The 15238-nt window shown below is 68.9% G+C and carries 13 protein-coding genes; 6 read left to right on the top strand and 7 right to left on the bottom strand.

The window, feature by feature from the left end; all coding sequences use genetic code 11:
* Positions 1-44: 44 nt before the first annotated feature.
* The 4 genes from ctaD to J8J14_RS21930 form a co-directional block, all read right to left on the bottom strand.
* Positions 45-1643, bottom strand: a complete 1599-nt coding sequence (gene ctaD, locus J8J14_RS21945) for a cytochrome c oxidase subunit I (RefSeq protein WP_209381684.1) — start codon at positions 1641-1643, stop codon at positions 45-47.
* 23 nt (positions 1644-1666) lie between these two features.
* Positions 1667-2584, bottom strand: coding sequence for a cytochrome c oxidase subunit II (coxB, locus tag J8J14_RS21940; RefSeq protein WP_209381683.1), 918 nt, complete (start codon positions 2582-2584; stop codon positions 1667-1669).
* A 231-nt stretch (positions 2585-2815) separates the two neighbouring features.
* Complete coding sequence (locus J8J14_RS21935) at positions 2816-3142, bottom strand: ArsR/SmtB family transcription factor (protein WP_209381682.1); 327 nt, start codon at positions 3140-3142, stop codon at positions 2816-2818.
* 91 nt (positions 3143-3233) lie between these two features.
* A complete protein-coding gene (locus J8J14_RS21930) occupies positions 3234-3572 on the bottom strand; it encodes a hypothetical protein (RefSeq protein ID WP_209381681.1) in 339 nt (112 codons plus the stop codon).
* A gap of 468 nt (positions 3573-4040) precedes the next feature.
* On the opposite strand from J8J14_RS21930, the gene J8J14_RS21925 reads away from it, so the two are divergent.
* From J8J14_RS21925 to J8J14_RS21910, 4 genes are all read left to right on the top strand, one after another.
* On the top strand, positions 4041-4685 hold the full coding sequence (locus J8J14_RS21925; protein ID WP_209381680.1) for a LolA family protein: 645 nt from the start codon (positions 4041-4043) through the stop codon (positions 4683-4685).
* Between the two features lie 101 nt (positions 4686-4786).
* Positions 4787-5599, top strand: a complete 813-nt coding sequence (locus tag J8J14_RS21920) for a gamma-glutamyl-gamma-aminobutyrate hydrolase family protein (protein ID WP_209381679.1) — start codon at positions 4787-4789, stop codon at positions 5597-5599.
* Positions 5600-5998: 399 nt separating this feature from the next.
* Complete coding sequence (locus tag J8J14_RS21915; protein ID WP_209381678.1) at positions 5999-6682, top strand: fumarylacetoacetate hydrolase family protein; 684 nt, start codon at positions 5999-6001, stop codon at positions 6680-6682.
* Positions 6683-6689: 7 nt separating this feature from the next.
* Positions 6690-7520 (top strand): exodeoxyribonuclease III, encoded by an 831-nt coding sequence (locus J8J14_RS21910; RefSeq protein WP_342452512.1) that lies wholly within the window; start codon positions 6690-6692, stop codon positions 7518-7520.
* 84 nt (positions 7521-7604) lie between these two features.
* On the opposite strand, the gene ppdK is transcribed toward J8J14_RS21910, so the two are convergent.
* Genes ppdK through J8J14_RS21895 form a run of 3 tightly spaced genes read right to left on the bottom strand, consistent with a single transcriptional unit; the run spans position 7605 to position 13398 of the window.
* Complete coding sequence (gene ppdK, locus J8J14_RS21905) at positions 7605-10286, bottom strand: pyruvate, phosphate dikinase (RefSeq protein WP_209381677.1); 2682 nt, start codon at positions 10284-10286, stop codon at positions 7605-7607.
* A gap of 11 nt (positions 10287-10297) precedes the next feature.
* On the bottom strand, positions 10298-12535 hold the full coding sequence (gene glyS, locus J8J14_RS21900) for a glycine--tRNA ligase subunit beta (RefSeq protein ID WP_209381676.1): 2238 nt from the start codon (positions 12533-12535) through the stop codon (positions 10298-10300).
* Positions 12535-13398 carry a glycine--tRNA ligase subunit alpha gene (locus tag J8J14_RS21895; protein WP_209381675.1) on the bottom strand — a complete coding sequence of 288 codons (864 nt, stop codon included), beginning with the start codon at positions 13396-13398 and terminating at the stop codon, positions 12535-12537. Before J8J14_RS21895 ends, glyS begins: the two co-directional genes overlap by 1 nt.
* 71 nt (positions 13399-13469) lie before the next feature.
* Between J8J14_RS21895 and J8J14_RS21890 the strand changes: the two genes are divergently transcribed.
* Both J8J14_RS21890 and J8J14_RS21885 read left to right on the top strand, forming a co-directional pair.
* Positions 13470-13880 (top strand): ketosteroid isomerase-related protein, encoded by a 411-nt coding sequence (locus J8J14_RS21890; protein WP_209381674.1) that lies wholly within the window; start codon positions 13470-13472, stop codon positions 13878-13880.
* 98 nt (positions 13881-13978) lie between these two features.
* Positions 13979-14971 (top strand): dienelactone hydrolase family protein, encoded by a 993-nt coding sequence (locus tag J8J14_RS21885; RefSeq protein WP_209381673.1) that lies wholly within the window; start codon positions 13979-13981, stop codon positions 14969-14971.
* Positions 14972-15238: the final 267 nt, after the last annotated feature.

Genomic DNA, 15238 nt, shown 5'->3' with positions numbered 1-15238 from the left:
ATCGTTCCCAGGCGGCGGACCGCAACCGGGAAGCGGCGCCCGGATCAACGGATCCGGGGCAGCTCGTCGAAGGTGTGGAAGGGCGGCGGGGAGGAAACCTGCCACTCCAGCGTCGTCGCGCCCTCGCCCCAGGGATTGGCCGCGGCGGCGCGCTTCTTCAGGTAGAGGTCAACCACGACATAGATGAAGAAGAGGAAGGAGATGCCGGAGAGATAGGCACCGAGCGAGGCGACCAGGTTCCAGCCCGCAAAGGCATCCGGGTAATCCGGGTAGCGGCGCGGCATGCCCTGGGCACCCAGGAAGTGCATGGGGAAGAAGGTCAGGTTCACGCCGGCGAAGGTGAGCCAGAAATGGATCTTCCCGAGCGTCTCCGAGTACTGGTAGCCGCTCATCTTGCCGATCCAGTAGTAGAAGCCGGCATAGATGCCGAACACCGCACCCAGCGACAGCACGTAGTGGAAGTGCGCGATCACGTAGTAGGTGTTGTGCAGGATCACATCGACGCTGGCATTGGCAAGCTTCACGCCCGTCACGCCACCGACCGTGAAAAGGAAGACGAAGCCGACAGCGAAGAGCATCGGCGTCTTGAAGCTGATGGATCCGCCCCACATCGTTGCGATCCAGGAGAAGATCTTGATGCCGGTCGGAACGGCGATGATCATCGTCGCCGCCATGAAGTAGGCCCGCGTGTCCACCGAGATGCCCGAGGTGAACATGTGGTGCGCCCACACCACGAAGCCCACCACGCCGATGGCGACCATGGCGTAGGCCATGCCCAGGTAGCCGAAGATCGGCTTGCGGCTGAAGGTGGACAGGATGTGGGAGACGATGCCGAAGGCGGGCAGGATCATGATGTAGACTTCGGGGTGGCCGAAGAACCAGAATAGGTGCTGGAACAGCACCGGGTCGCCGCCACCCTCGGGCTTGAAGAAGGCCGTGCCGAAGTTGCGGTCCGTGATCAGCATGGTGATCGCGCCGCCCAGGACGGGAACGGAGAGCAGCAGCAGGAAGGCGGTGACCAGCATCGCCCAGACGAAGAGCGGCATCTTGTGCAGCGTCATGCCCGGGGCGCGCATGTTGAAGATGGTGGTGATGAAGTTGGCGGCGCCGAGGATGGAGGAGGCGCCGGCCAGGTGCAGGCCGAACAGGGCCATGTCGAGGCCCGGGCCACCCTGGTACTGGCTGTCCGACAGCGGCGGATAGAGCGTCCAGCCCGTGCCCGTGCCGCCCACGAAGAGGCTGGCGACCGTCAGGCCGAGCGCGGGGACCAGGAGCCAGAAGGAGATGTTGTTCAGGCGCGGGAAGGCCATGTCCGGCGCGCCGATCATGATCGGCACGAACCAGTTGCCGAAGCCGCCGATCAGGGCGGGCATGACCACGTAGAATACCATGAGGATGCCGTGGGCCGTGACGGCCACGTTCCACATCTGGCCATCGGCGAAGAACTGCATGCCCGGGGCCTGCAGTTCCAGCCGCATCAGCATCGAGAGGCCAACGCCAAGGAAGGCCGCCACCACCGCGAAGATGATGTAGAGGCTGCCGATATCCTTGTGGTTGGTCGAGAAGAACCAGCGCGTCACGAAGCCCGGCGCGTGGTTGTGGTCGTCATGACCGTGGTGGGTGTCGTGCGCAGCGTGCGCCATGGTGCTGTTCCTGTCAGGCCGCCTTACCGGCGGACCTCCCCAGAGGAATCGACGGTGGGTTCGGTGATCGAGGCGACACTGGTGGTCTGGTCACGCTCGGGCCAGCCGGGGGCCTTGCCCTCGGCGAAGCGGGTGCGGGCCTGGGCCACCCAGGCATCGAACTCGGCGCGGGGCACGGCGCGCACCGCGATCGGCATGAACCAGTGGTTGTTGCCGCAGATCTGGTTGCACTGGCCGTAGAAGGTCCCCTCCCGGTCGGCGCGCATCCAGGTCTCCATGGTGCGGCCGGGGATGGTGTACTTCTGCACGCCAAGGCTGGGCACGAAGAAGCTGTGGATCACGTCGTGCCCGGTCGTCAGCACCCGGATGTCCGCACCCACCGGGATGACCAGGGGGTTGTCCACCGCCAGGTTCCGCGGCTGGCCCGGCCGCAGCTCGCCCTCGGGGATCGGATAGCTGTCGAAGGTGAAGTTGCCGTTATCCGGATAGCCATAGTGCCAGTACCACTGGCGGCCCTGGACGTTGATCGTCAGCTCGGGGTCGCGCGCCCGGTCCTCATAGTAGATCAGGCGGAAGGAGGGGATCGCGATGACCAGCAGGATCAGCACCGGGACCACCGTCCAGGCGATCTCCAGCGTGGTGTTGTGGCTGACGCGCGACGGCACCGGGTTCCGGTCCGCGTTGTAGCGCCAGATCACCCAGGCGAGCAGTCCGGCAACAAAGATGGTGATGCCGACGATGATCCAGAGGACGAGCTGGTTGAAATCATAGATCGCCGCCTGAATGGGCCCGAAGGGGTCCTGCAGGTCGATGCCCCAGGGAACGGGCGCGCCGATCGCCTCGCCGCCGGGAGCAGGCGGGGGCGACTGCGCGAAGGCCGTGCCCCCCGTCACCATTCCACCCAGGGCAAGTGCCAGGGCCGTTGAAAGAATCCGCCGCATTCCGCCGTCCTGATCCGGTGTTCCACCCAGGCGCGCCCCATCACCGAAGGGGCGCCGGGCGGACACGCGCCGCTCCAAAGCTCTCCGTCCGGCACGTCGCGCGCCGGCCGGGTCCCGCCCCGCGCAGTGGCGGTGCGGAACGCAACCGGACACTAATCACGCGACGACGCGCTGCACAAGATTGGGGCGCGTTTCAGCCGGGCAAGATGGCCCGGCTCTTGCGAACAACTCTCAACCAGAGGCAGCCACTTCGCCCTCCGCCTCGCCTTCCGCGACATGGTCCACCATGTCCGTCAGCATGGAGCGGATGTGCTCATCCGTGACCGCGTAGAAAACCTGCCGCCCCCGCCGGTCCGCCTGCAACAGCCGCGCTGCCCGGAGCAGGCGCAGGTGGTGGGAGACGAGGCTGGCCGAGATCCCGATGCGCTCCGCCATCTCGCCCACCGATGCCGGGGCATCCAGGCAGGCCAGGATGATGCTGAGGCGGGTGGGATCACTCATCAGCCGGAACATCTCGGCCAGTTCCACCACCTGGTCCTCGCCGATCCTGCCCCGCACCGCTCACCTCATGCCTGATGAAAGCGAGTCTCGGCGCGCCCGTGCCATCTGTCCAGCGCGCAGGGGCCGAATGGGCGGAAGCCCGGCCTCCTTACGCCGCGACGGCGCGCAGCCCCGCATCGGCCGGGCGGCGCCACGGCGAATCCCATTCGGTCCAGGCCGCGCCGCGACGCTCCAGCCCGCCGGAATACCAGTGCTCCATCGCCCACTGCGCCCGGCCGGACAGGGCCAGGGGCGGCACGGGCCCGAGGAGCAGGCGCCTCCACAGCCCCCGCCGGCGGCGGACCAGATCCGCGCCGCCGCGCAGCGCGTCCAGCAGCTCATAGGCCCAGCGCGGCGCCAGAGGCTGCCCCTGATCGGCAATCAGCACCGGCACGCCGGGCGCCCCGAGCGACACGGCCCATTGCCCGGCCAGCCGGATCGCCTGCACGGCATCCCCGGCCCAGCCACCACCCGGAGGGGAAAAGGGTAGTCCGGCGCCATGGCTTCCGCCACCGCCAGCGCCTCCGGCTCGGCCGCCAGGATCAGCACTGCCAGGGCACCGGGGGCGACCGGTAGATGGCCGGCTGTCCTGGAGCGCGCGAGGGAGGCCAGAACAGGCCGGAGGCGCCCCGCTTGCCCCGGCGGCACCGGAACCATCACGATCGCGGCCGGTGCGGGCGGGGCGGGCAGAGCATCCGCAGCGCGCCTTACCGCGATCGCCGCAGCCGGGGCCGCCGCAACCGAAGCCGCCGCGGTCCGCGGCGCCCGGAGAGGGCCTTGAAGGGCGGGATCATCGCGTCGGGCGGCCAGCATATCCATGCGGGAATGAAAGCCGCGGGCAGCTTGCCTGACGGTTAACGGACAGATGTTGGCCCGGCCCCTTCCGTTCAGGCCTCGCCCGCGCCATCTGGCTGCCATGCGCCGACGCCTTCTCCTCTCCAGCCTTGCCCTCGCCCTTCCCGTTCTTTTGCCGTCGGGATCGCCTGCCCTTGCCCAGGGCGCGCTTTCGGCGCGGGACCGGCAGGACCTCCAGCGGATCGAGGCCTATCTGAACGGACTGACCACCCTGCGCGCCCGTTTCATCCAGATCGCGCAGAACGGCGCCACGGCGCAGGGGACCGCCCTGATCTGGCGCCCCGGGCGGATGCGCTTCGACTATGACCCGCCCGAGCCGCTGATGCTGATCGCCAACAACGGCCAGTTCCTGCATTACGACCGGGAATTGCGGCAGCCCTCCATCGTCCCGGTCAGCTCCACCCCGCTTGGCATCCTTCTGCGGGACCGGATCAGCCTTTCGGGCGATGTCACCGTCACCGGCCTGCAGCGCCAGCAGGGGCTGCTTCAGGTCACTCTCTACCGGACCAGCAACCCCGGTGAGGGCCGCCTGACCCTGGTCTTCGCCAATGATCCGCTGGAGCTTCGCCAGTGGCTGGTCGTGGATGGGCAGGGACACACCACGCGGGTGACGCTCTCGGCCATCGAGACGGGCATCCGGCTGGACCGGTCCAGCTTCGACTTCAACGACCCGCGTTTCCTCCGCGGCCCGGTGGACAACAACTAGCCCGCTCCCCGCCCCTGGCGGCCCTGCCCTGCGGATCCGCAGGGTCGTTCGGACCTCTTATGCCTTGAAGCTGACATGGTGCCGCTGCAACATTAGCCTCCATGCGGCCCCTGATCGGTATCTCCTGCTGCGTGAAGCCCTTCGGCCCCTCGGGGATGCCGAACCACGCTGCGTCGGACCACTATGTGCGCGTGGTGCTCGGGCCGGTCGGGGGAATGCCCGTCCTGCTTCCCGCCGCCGGCGAGGAAGTCTCGCGCGAGCTCCTCACCCGGCTGGACGGCCTTTTGCTCACCGGCAGCCGCTCCAATGTCTGCCCCACCCATTACGATGGCCCCTGCCACGCGGAGGGTACGCCGGAGGATCCGGCCCGCGACTCGACCACCCTCCCCCTGATCCGTGCGGCGATCTCGGCGGGCGTCCCGCTGCTGGCCATCTGCCGTGGCTTCCAGGAGCTGAATGTCGCGCTGGGCGGCTCGCTGGACCAGCGGATCCAGGACATGGACGGCCGGATGGACCATTCCACCCCTTCGGACCAGACCATCGCCCGCGTGCGGACGGGCAAGGCACATCCGGTGCGCGTGGCGGCGGACAGCGGCCTCGCCAGGCTCTGGGCCGGGCTGGACTATGATCCGGCAGCCGTGCCGGTGAATTCCCTTCACAACCAGGGCGTTGCCCGCCCCGCACCCCGCCTCAGGCCCGAGGCATGGGCGCCGGACGGAACGATCGAGGCGGCCAGCATCGAGGGTGCGCGGGGCTTCGCCATGGGCGTGCAGTGGCACCCGGAATTCGACTGGGAGCGGGATAGCCTGTCACGCCGCATCTTCGACCGGTTCGGCGAGGCCGCGAGCGCCTTCGCCGCAAGCCGCAGCGTCCTGTCACGGGAGACAATCCGGCTGCCTGTCGCGGCCGAGTAGAAGCGAGGTTCGTCCAGCCGCTTCGCACGTTATGAGCGAGCGCACCGAAATTGTGCACTTCTCACACGCCTGTGATGAACAAATAGCGTCTCGGCTTTGCATTCCACCTGTGGATATGGGTAATGTTTCTCTGCCGGCCGAAAAGGCCGGCGGTGGCCCGGTATCCCCTGCCGGCTCACCCGACCATACTAAAACTCCGATCGGAATAGCGTACCGGCGCTCGGTGACCCCCCTCACCGGGCGCCATTTCTTTGCCCGGCATCAATGCAACCCTGCGGACAGACGGAAGGTTTCACGCCCGCGCGGCTTCGCCCGCAGCGTGGCATATGGGCCGCTATCCGTTCCCTCCAGACCGTCCTATAGGCATAGGCCGTTTCCAGAACCGGATCGGATCGTCCAATGGCCGACTACGTTATCGCCCCGCCGCCCGTTGCCGCGCTGCCCGTGCGCGGCGGCGGCCTGTTCCCCGTGCGGCGGATCTTCTGCGTGGGCCGGAACTATGCCGAGCACGCGCGCGAGATGGGCAGCGATCCCGACCGCGAGCCCCCGTTCTACTTCACCAAGCCCGCCGATGCCGTGCTGACCAACGACGCCGACATGCCCTATCCGAGCATGACCAAGGACCTGCACCACGAGATGGAGCTGGTGGTCGCCATCGGGGTGGGCGGCCGTGACATCGCCGAGGCGGACGCGCTCAACCATGTCTGGGGCTATTGCGCCGGCCTCGACATGACCCGCCGCGACCTGCAGGCCGAGGCCAAGAAGGGCGGCCGCCCCTGGGACATGGGCAAGGGCTTCGACCACTCCGCCCCGATGGGCGAGCTGGTGCCGGCCGGCGAGGTGAATCCGGGCAAGGGGAAGATCGAGCTGAAGGTGAACGGAACGGTCCGCCAGACCTCCGACCTTTCCAAGATGATCTGGTCCGTGCCGGAGGTGATCGCCAACCTTTCCCGCCTCGTCCAGCTGGCCCCCGGCGACCTGATCATGACCGGCACGCCGGAGAACGTGGCCGCCGTGCAGAAGGGCGACCTGCTGGAAGGCGTCGTCGAGGGAGTCGGCACGGTCACCGTGCGGATCGCCTGAGCCGGCCGTGCCCGTGACGCATTCCGTGGCCACGCCTTTCCGCGTGGCCACCTGGAACATCAATTCCGTCCGCCTGCGCGCGCCCCTGCTGCGCGCGCTGGTTGACGAGCTCAACCCGGATGTCCTCTGCCTGCAGGAGACGAAGACGCCGGATGAGCACTTCCCGCATGAGGCGGCGGAAGCGCTGGGCTTCACCCACCGCATCATCACGGGGATGAAGGGCTATAACGGCGTCGCGGTGCTATCCCGCCACCCCGTCACGCGGATGCCGGACGGGCGTGACTGGTGCGCCAAGGGGGATTGCCGCCACCTTGGCGTGCTGGTGGACCTGCCGGGCGGCCCGCTGGAACTGCACAACTTCTACGTCCCCGCGGGCGGCGACGTGCCGGACCGCGAGGTGAACCCGAAATTCGCCCATAAGCTGGATTTCGTGGCCGAGGTAACCGACTGGACAGCGGGGCGCGGAGCGGCCCGCCGCTCCGTTCTCGTCGGCGATCTCAACATCGCCCCGCTCGATCATGATGTATGGAGCCACAAGCAGATGCTCGACGTCGTCTCCCACACTCCCATCGAGGTGGAGGCGATGACGCGCTGGCAGCAGGCCGGGGACTGGTACGATGCCCTCCGCCACTTCGTGCCGGCGGAGCAGAAGCTCTACACATGGTGGTCTTACCGCGCGAAGGACTGGCGCGCCTCGGATCGTGGGCGCCGGCTGGACCATATGTGGGTGAGCCAGGATCTGGCAGGCGCGCTACGCCAGCATGTGGTGCTGAAGGACGCGCGGGACTGGGCGCAGACCAGCGACCATGTTCCCGTGATGTTGGAACTGGCGCTTTAGCCTGGCCCGGGCGAGGCCGCGCCCCGCCCAGCGATACAGCCGCAAGTGGAGGATGCAGGGGGAGCAGGGCTCCCCCTGCAGCATCTAGGCCGTCCGGTCCGCCGTGGCAGAGGAGGCATTCGCCAGCGCCGCCTGCGCGGCGGCGAGGCGCGCGACCGGCACGCGATAGGGAGAGCAGGAGACGTAATCCAGCCCGACCGTTTCGCAGAACTGGATCGAGGCGGGGTCGCCGCCATGCTCGCCGCAGATGCCGAGCTTCAGCCCCCCCTTCGTGGCCCGGCCCTTCTCCGCCGCGATCTTCACCAGCGCGCCCACCCCGTCCACGTCGATGGAGACGAAGGGATCCTTCGGCAGGATGCCCTTCTCAACATAGAAGGGCAGGAACTTTCCGGCGTCGTCACGCGAAAGGCCGAAGGTGGTCTGGGTCAGGTCATTGGTGCCGAAGGAGAAGAAGTCGGCCGTTTCGGCGATCCTGTCCGCCGTCAGCGCGGCACGCGGCAGCTCGATCATGGTGCCGACCAGGTACTCGATGGTCATGCCGGCCTCGGCGAAGACCTCCCTGGCCACCTTGTCGATCTGCGCGTGGCTGATCTCCAGCTCCTTCTTGGTCGCGACCAGCGGAACCATGATCTCGGGCACGGGCGCCTTGCCCGCCTCCTTCGCCACGATCACCGCCGCCTCGAAGATGGCGCGGGCCTGCATCTCCGCGATCTCGGGATAGGTCATCGCCAGGCGGCAGCCACGATGGCCGAGCATGGGGTTGGCCTCGGACAGATCGGCCGCGCGGCGCTTCATGGTGGCGAGGTCGGCACCCAGGCTTTCCGCGACCTCGGCCAGCTCCTCCTCCTTGTGGGGGAGGAATTCGTGCAGCGGCGGGTCGAGCAGGCGAATCGTGACGGGCAGCCCCGCCATGATGCGGAACAGCTCCACGAAGTCGTCGCGCTGGAAGGGCAGCAGCTTGGCCAGCGCGTCCCGGCGCCCGCCCTCCGTCTCGCTCATGATCATCTGACGCACGGCGGAGATGCGCGCGGGATCGAAGAACATGTGCTCGGTGCGGCAGAGGCCGATGCCCTCGGCGCCGAACTTGCGCGCGGTTTCGGCGTCCAGCGGCGTCTCGGCATTGGCGCGCACGCGCAGGCGGCGCACTTCGTCGGCCCAGCCCATCAGCGTCTCGAAATCGCTGGAGAGCTTCGGCTCCACCATGGCCACGGTGCCGGCGAAGACCTCTCCCGTCGCGCCGTCCAGCGTGATGGTCTCGCCCGCCTGCACCTGCACGCCGCCGGCGGCCAGGATCTGGGAGGCATAGTCCACCACGATGCCGCCGGCGCCCGCCACGCAGGGCCGGCCCATGCCGCGCGCCACCACCGCCGCGTGGCTGGTCATGCCGCCGCGCGTGGTGAGGATGCCGCGGGCGGCATGCATGCCGTGGATGTCCTCGGGGGAGGTTTCGATGCGGACCAGAATCACCGCCTCGCCCTTGGCCGCGCGGGCCTCGGCCTCGTCGGCGCTGAACACCACCACGCCGCTCGCGGCACCCGGGGATGCGGGCAGTCCGCGGGAGAGCAGCTTGCGCGGCGCGTTCGGGTCCAGCGTGGGGTGCAGCAGCTGGTCGAGCGAGCCGGGATTCACGCGGCGCACCGCCTCGGCATGGTCGATCAGGCCCTCATTCGCCATGTCCACGGCGATCCTCAGGCTGGCCGCCGCCGTGCGCTTCCCGTTGCGCGTCTGCAGCATGTAGAGCTTGTTGCGCTGGACCGTGAACTCGATGTCCTGCATGTCCGCGTAGTGGCGCTCAAGCGTCTCGCGCACCTGCACCAGCTCGGCATAGGCCTCGGGCATGGCCGCTTCCATGCTGCGCTCGCCGGGCTTGGCACGGGCCTCGCTCATCGGCTGCGGCGTGCGGATGCCGGCCACGACATCCTCGCCCTGCGCGTTGATCAGGTACTCGCCGTAAAAGATGTTCTCGCCGGTCGAGGGATCGCGCGTGAAGCAGACGCCGGTCGCGCAGTCATCGCCCATATTGCCGAAGACCATGGCCTGCACGTTCACGGCCGTGCCCCAGTCGCCGGGAATGTCATGCAGGCGGCGATAGGTGATGGCGCGCTGGTTCATCCAGGAACCGAACACCGCGCCGATGGCGCCCCAGAGCTGCGCCCACGGATCCTGCGGGAAGTCCGCGCCCGTGACCTCGCGCACCATGTCCTTGTAGCCGGCGGTGACATGCTGCCAGTCACCCGCCGTCAGCTGCGTGTCCTCGACGACGCCCTTGGCGAGCTTGGCGTCCTCGATGATCTCCTCGAATCGGTGATGGTCCACGCCGAGCACGACGGAACCGTACATCTGGACGAAGCGGCGGTAGCTGTCCCAGGCGAAGCGCGCATCGCCCGAAGCCTTCTCCAGCCCCCGCACGGTCACGTCGTTCAGGCCGAGATTCAGCACCGTGTCCATCATGCCGGGCATGGAAACGCGCGCGCCGGAGCGGACGGAAACGAGCAGCGGGTTGCCCGCATCGCCGAACCGGGCGCCCACCGCCTCCTCGATCCGGGCCAGCGCCTCCTTCACCTGCGCCTCCAGCTCCGCCGGATAGGCGCCCTTGTTGCTGGTGTAGTAGGTGCAGACCTCGGTGGTGATGGTGAAGCCGGGCGGCACGGGCAGGCCGATGGAGGCCATTTCCGCCAGGTTGGCGCCCTTGCCGCCCAGCAGGTTACGCATTTCGGCGCGGCCGTCATTGCGGCCAGCCCCGAAGCCATAGACCCAGCGTGTCATGACCAGTTCCCTCAAGCCTCGATGCGCGCGATGTCCGCGATCTCGTCCATGGCGCCGCGCAGCAACGCCAGCAATCCTAGCCGGTTCGCGCGCAACGCCCTATCCGGGTCATTCACGGTGACCCGATCGAAGAAAGCGTCCACCGGGGAGCGGAGCGGCGCAAGGGCGGCCATCGCAGCTGCGAAATCCTCCCGCGCCAGGGCCGCCCGCACGGCGGGACGGGCCGCCTCCAGCGCCGCGGCCAGCGCCTTCTCCTCCGCGGCACGGAGAAGGTTAGGATCGATGGAAGGCGCGTAGCTGCGGCCGTCCTTCTTTTCCTCGATTCGCAGGATGTTCGCGGCACGGCGATAGGCAGAGAGAAGATCCGCCCCTGCCTCTGTCGCAAGGAAGTCCCGCAGGGCATCCGCACGGGCCAGGAGACGGATGAGGTCGTCATCGCCCGAGGTACCGAAGGCCGCGGCCACGAGATCGTGACGCAGCCCTTCCGCACGCATCTGCACGCGCAGGCGCTCCGCGAGGAATTCCACCACGCCCTGGGCGAAGGCGGCGACCATCGGGGGGTGCGCCGAATCGGCCGCGGGCTTCCAGCCCGCATTCATCCGCTCCGTGGCGACCGCCATGCCGAATTCCGGCGAGGCGGTGGTGCCCTGGGCCATGGGGTAGCCGAAGAAGGCCTCCGCCACCGCATCGGCGAGCGACAGGCGAAGCCCGTTCTCGCGGACGATGCGGATCACGCCCAGCGCCGCGCGGCGCAGCGCGTAGGGATCGCCCGAGCCGGTCGGGCGCTCATCCGCCGCGAAGAAGCCGGCCAGCTGGTCCAGCTTGTCGGCCAGCGCCACGGTGATCGCCACGGGCTCGGACGGCACGGCGTCGCCGGGGCCGAGCGGGCGGTAATGCGCCCCGATCGCCTCGGCCACGCGCGGGTCCTCCCCGCCATGCAGCGCGTAGTAGCGGCCCATCACGCCCTGCAGCTCCGGGAATTCGCCGACCATGCCGGAGGCGAGGTCAGCCTTGGCCAGCCGCGCGGCACGGGCCGCCAGATCCGGATCGGCGCCGACCTTCGGGGCGATGTGGCGCGCCAGCCGCTCCAGCCGCCGCACGCGGTCGCCCTGGGTGCCGAGCCTGGCGTGGAACACCACGGCATCCAGCTTCGGCAGGAAGCCTTCCAGCTTTCCCTTGCGGTCCAGGTCCCAGAAGAAACGCGCATCGGAAAGGCGGGCGCGCAGCACGCGCTCATTGCCGCCGATGATCGCCGCGCCGCCATCCCTGGCCTCGATATTGGCCACCAGGGCAAAGCGCGCCGCCGCGCGGCCATCGGGATGGCGCAGGGCGAAATAGCGCTGGTTCACGCGCATGGTCGTCCGCATCAGCTCGGGCGGAAGATCCATGAAGGCGTCGTCGATCCGGCCGAGCAGGGGCACGGGCCATTCCACCAGCCCCGCGACCTCGGACAGGAGGCCGCGATCGGGCACCACCTCCAGCCCTTCGGCGGCAGCAAGCCCGGCGATGCCGGATTCGATCATCTGCTCGCGCGCGGCGGCGTCGGGGATCACGGAACGCTCGCGCAGCCCTGCCTCGTATTCCGCGGCGGAGGCAACGGAGAAGGCCCCGGGGGACTGGATGCGGTGCCCCTCCGTCACATCGGCGGAACGCAGCCCATGCGCGTCATCCGCGCCATCGGCCAGGCTGAAGGGAACGACCTTCCCGTCCAGCAGGCAAAGAATGCGCTGCATCGGCCGCACCCAGATCAGCTCCGAGGTGCCCCAGCGCATGGATTTCGGCCAGGGGAAGCGCCGGATCAGCGCCGGAATGGCCTCGGCCAGCACATCGGCGGTGGAGCGGGCCGGGTTCTGCAGGCGCAGCAGGAAGGAGGCGCCGGACTTCTCCGCGCGGGCGATGATGGTCAGCCCATCCGCCTCATAGACAGGCGCGTCAGAGGGGCCACTGGCGCCGCGCATGGCGGCCACGGCGGCCTCCGGCAGGGCGAACTTGCGGGCGAAGCCGCCCAGCGCGGCCTCGGGGGCGCCCAGCCGGGGGCCCTTCTCCTCGCGCTCGCTCGCGGGCGTGGCGGCCGGCAGCTCGGCGATCAGCGCGATGCGGCGCGGGCCGTAGAGGGTGCGCGCGCCCTCCATCGCCAGCCCGGCGGGCTTCAGCGCCTCGCCCATCAGCCGCACCAGGTCCTCGGCGGCGCGGGCCTGCATGCGGGCGGGGATTTCCTCGGAGAGGATCTCGAGAAGGAGCTCGGACATCAGGCCGCCTCCCCCGCCAGCCAGCCTTCGCAGCATCGCTTCGCCAGGGCACGGACGCGGCCGATATAGGCGGCGCGCTCCGTCACGCTGATCGCGCCGCGGGCATCCAGCAGGTTGAAGGTATGGCTGGCCTTGATGCACTGGTCATAGGCCGGCAGCGGAAGATTCGCGTCGCAGAGCGCGTTGCACTCCTCCTCCGCCTCGGCGAAGTGGCGGAACAGCACGGGCACGTTGGCGTGCTCGAAGGAATAGGCGCTGAACTCCCGCTCGTTCCGCAGGAACACGTCGCCATAGGTCAGGCCGGCGGAGTTGAAGGCCAGGTCGTACACGTTCTCCACGCCCTGGATGTACATGGCCAGCCGCTCAAGCCCGTAGGTCAGCTCGCAGGAGGGAACCGCGCAGGGGATGCCGCCGACCTGCTGGAAATAGGTGAACTGCGTCACCTCCATCCCGTCGCACCACACCTCCCAGCCCAGGCCCCAGGCGCCGAGGGTGGGGCTCTCCCAGTCATCCTCCACGAAGCGGATGTCGTGCAGCATCGGGTCGATGCCGATGGCGCGGTAGCTCTCGATCAGCAGGGACTGCGGATCGGGCGGGCTCGGCTTCATGATGACCTGGTACTGGTAATAGGCGCCCAGCCGGTTCGGGTTGTTGCCGTAGCGGCCATCGGTAGGGCGGCGGCTGGGCTGGACATAGGCGGCCCGCCAGGGCTTCGGCCCCAGGGCGCGGAGCGTGGTGGCCGGATGGAAGGTGCCCGCACCCATCTCCATGTCATAGGGCTGCAGGATGGCGCAGCCCTGCTTCGACCAGAAGGCGTGGAGCGCCAGGATCATGTCCTGGAACGGTAGCGGCGTGGTGGTCATGCGGGTCCGGGCGGTATGAACGGCGCGGCCGGTATAGTGCCCGCCCCCGAAGCCCCGCAAGGAAGCCCCCTTTGTCCCAGCAAGACGCCCTGGCCCTGGTCCGCCGCTACTACGATTCCTTCAACCGCCAGGACTGGCCGGGCATGCTGGACTGCCTGGCCGATGATGTGGCCCATGATGCCAACCAGGGCGGCCGCAGCACCGGGAAGGACGCTTTCTCCCGCTTCCTGGCCCATATGGAGCGCTGCTATCGCGAGGAATTGCGCGGGGTGGTGGTGATGGCCTCGGAGGATGGCGCCCGGGCGGCGGCGGAATTCGTGGTGCACGGCACCTACCTCGCCACCGATGCCGGCCTGCCCGAGGCCAAGGGGCAGACCTATGTCCTGCCCGCCGGGGCCTTCCTGGAGGTTTCGGGCGGCCGGATCAGCCGCGTGACCACCTGTTACAACCTGCAGGACTGGTTGCGGCAGGTCGGGGCCTGACCCTACCCCGGGTTGACGCCCGCCGGCCCCGATGCCCGAATCCCGGGCAATCCGCCGGCCGGGCCAACCGGACACGGCGCTGGAGGAGCGATACGCCCATGCCCCGACGCGTCACGCCGCTGCGCCTTGCGGCCCTGTTGGCAGCGGCGCTGCTGGCCTTGCCAGCCACCGCCCAGACCACGCCGCCCTCCCTCCCCGGCCGCGTGGAGGTGCATCCGCTGCGCAGCACCACATTGAGCGGCGCGGAGTTCCTGCGGGGCGGCAGCGGGCCCGAGGCCAGCCTCGCCGGCGAACTCCGCCTGCCGCCTGGCCCCGCCACCACCCGGGTTCCTGCCGTGATCCTCGTCCATGGCTCCGGCGGGATCAGCGGCTCCACCGATCTCTGGGCCCGCCAGATCAACGAGGCGGGCATGGCCGCCTTCATTCTCGACAGCTTCGCCGGGCGGGGCATCACCAGCACCGTCACGGACCAGGACCTGCTGCACTCCCTGGCCATGATGGTGGACGCCTATCGCGCCCTGGACCTGCTGGCCGCCCATCCGCGCATCCGCGCGGACCGGACCGCCGTCATGGGCTTCTCGAAGGGGGCGGTTGCCGCCGTCTACTCCGCCAGCGAGCGCTTCCGCCGCCTGCATGGAAGCCAGCAGAACCGCTTCGCGGCCCATATCGGCCTCTATACGCCATGCAATGTCCGCTACCAGGGAGACACGCAGGTGGCCGCCGTGCCCATCCGCCTGCACCACGGCGTGGTGGATGACTATGTGCCCATCGCACCCTGCCGCGACTATGTGGAGCGGCTGCGGGCGGCGGGCGCCGACGCTGCGATCACCGAATATCCGAACGGACAGCACAGCTTCGACAATCCAGCCGCCCCCGCCCTGGTGAGCGTGCCCAACGCCCAGAGCACCCGGAACTGCCGGATGGAGGAAGGCGCCGATGGCGCCGTCAACCTCGCGGGCACCAGCGAGCCCTTCGCCCAGAAGACATCGGGCTGCGTCGCCCGGGGCGCCCATGTCGGCCATGACCCCAATGATGCCTCAGCGGTGCGCGCCAATGTCCGGACATTCCTGACGGAAACCCTGCTGCGCTGAGCCGGCGGCGCTGACAGCTGGCTCGGCGCGTGGAGCGCCGGTTTTGCGCTGCTTCCCCGGAGAGGGCTCTGCCCTCTCCGGACCTCGCCCGCCAAGGGCCTGAGGCCCTTGGAACCCCATCTGGCTGCCGCGGATACGGTGCAACACGGGGTCTCTGTCCCCCCATCCTGCCCTTGCAGTCGCCTCCGGTCATGGACCGGAGGCGCACCGTCAGCCGAACCTCTCCAACTGTTAGAAAAGGGGCTGGCATAGATAAGCTCATAGGGG

The organism is Pararoseomonas baculiformis (genome assembly GCF_017813395.1).
GTDB classification, from domain to species: Bacteria; Pseudomonadota; Alphaproteobacteria; order Acetobacterales; family Acetobacteraceae; genus Roseomonas; species Roseomonas baculiformis.
The sequence above is the reverse complement of the archived record's forward strand: the minus strand, read 5'-3'. Positions and strand labels throughout refer to the sequence as shown.

Bases quoted from the DNA above. Each gene is read 5' to 3' on its own strand.
- ctaD (WP_209381684.1), bottom strand. From the start codon at position 1,643: ATGGCGCACGCTGCGCACGACACCCACCACGGTCATGACGACCACAAC.
- ppdK (WP_209381677.1), bottom strand. From the start codon at position 10,286: ATGACACGCTGGGTCTATGGCTTCGGGGCTGGCCGCAATGACGGCCGC.
- J8J14_RS21915 (WP_209381678.1), top strand. From the start codon at position 5,999: ATGGCCGACTACGTTATCGCCCCGCCGCCCGTTGCCGCGCTGCCCGTG.
- J8J14_RS21920 (WP_209381679.1), top strand. From the start codon at position 4,787: ATGCGGCCCCTGATCGGTATCTCCTGCTGCGTGAAGCCCTTCGGCCCC.
- J8J14_RS21885 (WP_209381673.1), top strand. From the start codon at position 13,979: ATGCCCCGACGCGTCACGCCGCTGCGCCTTGCGGCCCTGTTGGCAGCG.
- J8J14_RS21895 (WP_209381675.1), bottom strand. From the start codon at position 13,398: ATGACCACCACGCCGCTACCGTTCCAGGACATGATCCTGGCGCTCCAC.
- coxB (WP_209381683.1), bottom strand. From the start codon at position 2,584: ATGCGGCGGATTCTTTCAACGGCCCTGGCACTTGCCCTGGGTGGAATG.
- glyS (WP_209381676.1), bottom strand. From the start codon at position 12,535: ATGTCCGAGCTCCTTCTCGAGATCCTCTCCGAGGAAATCCCCGCCCGC.
- J8J14_RS21925 (WP_209381680.1), top strand. From the start codon at position 4,041: ATGCGCCGACGCCTTCTCCTCTCCAGCCTTGCCCTCGCCCTTCCCGTT.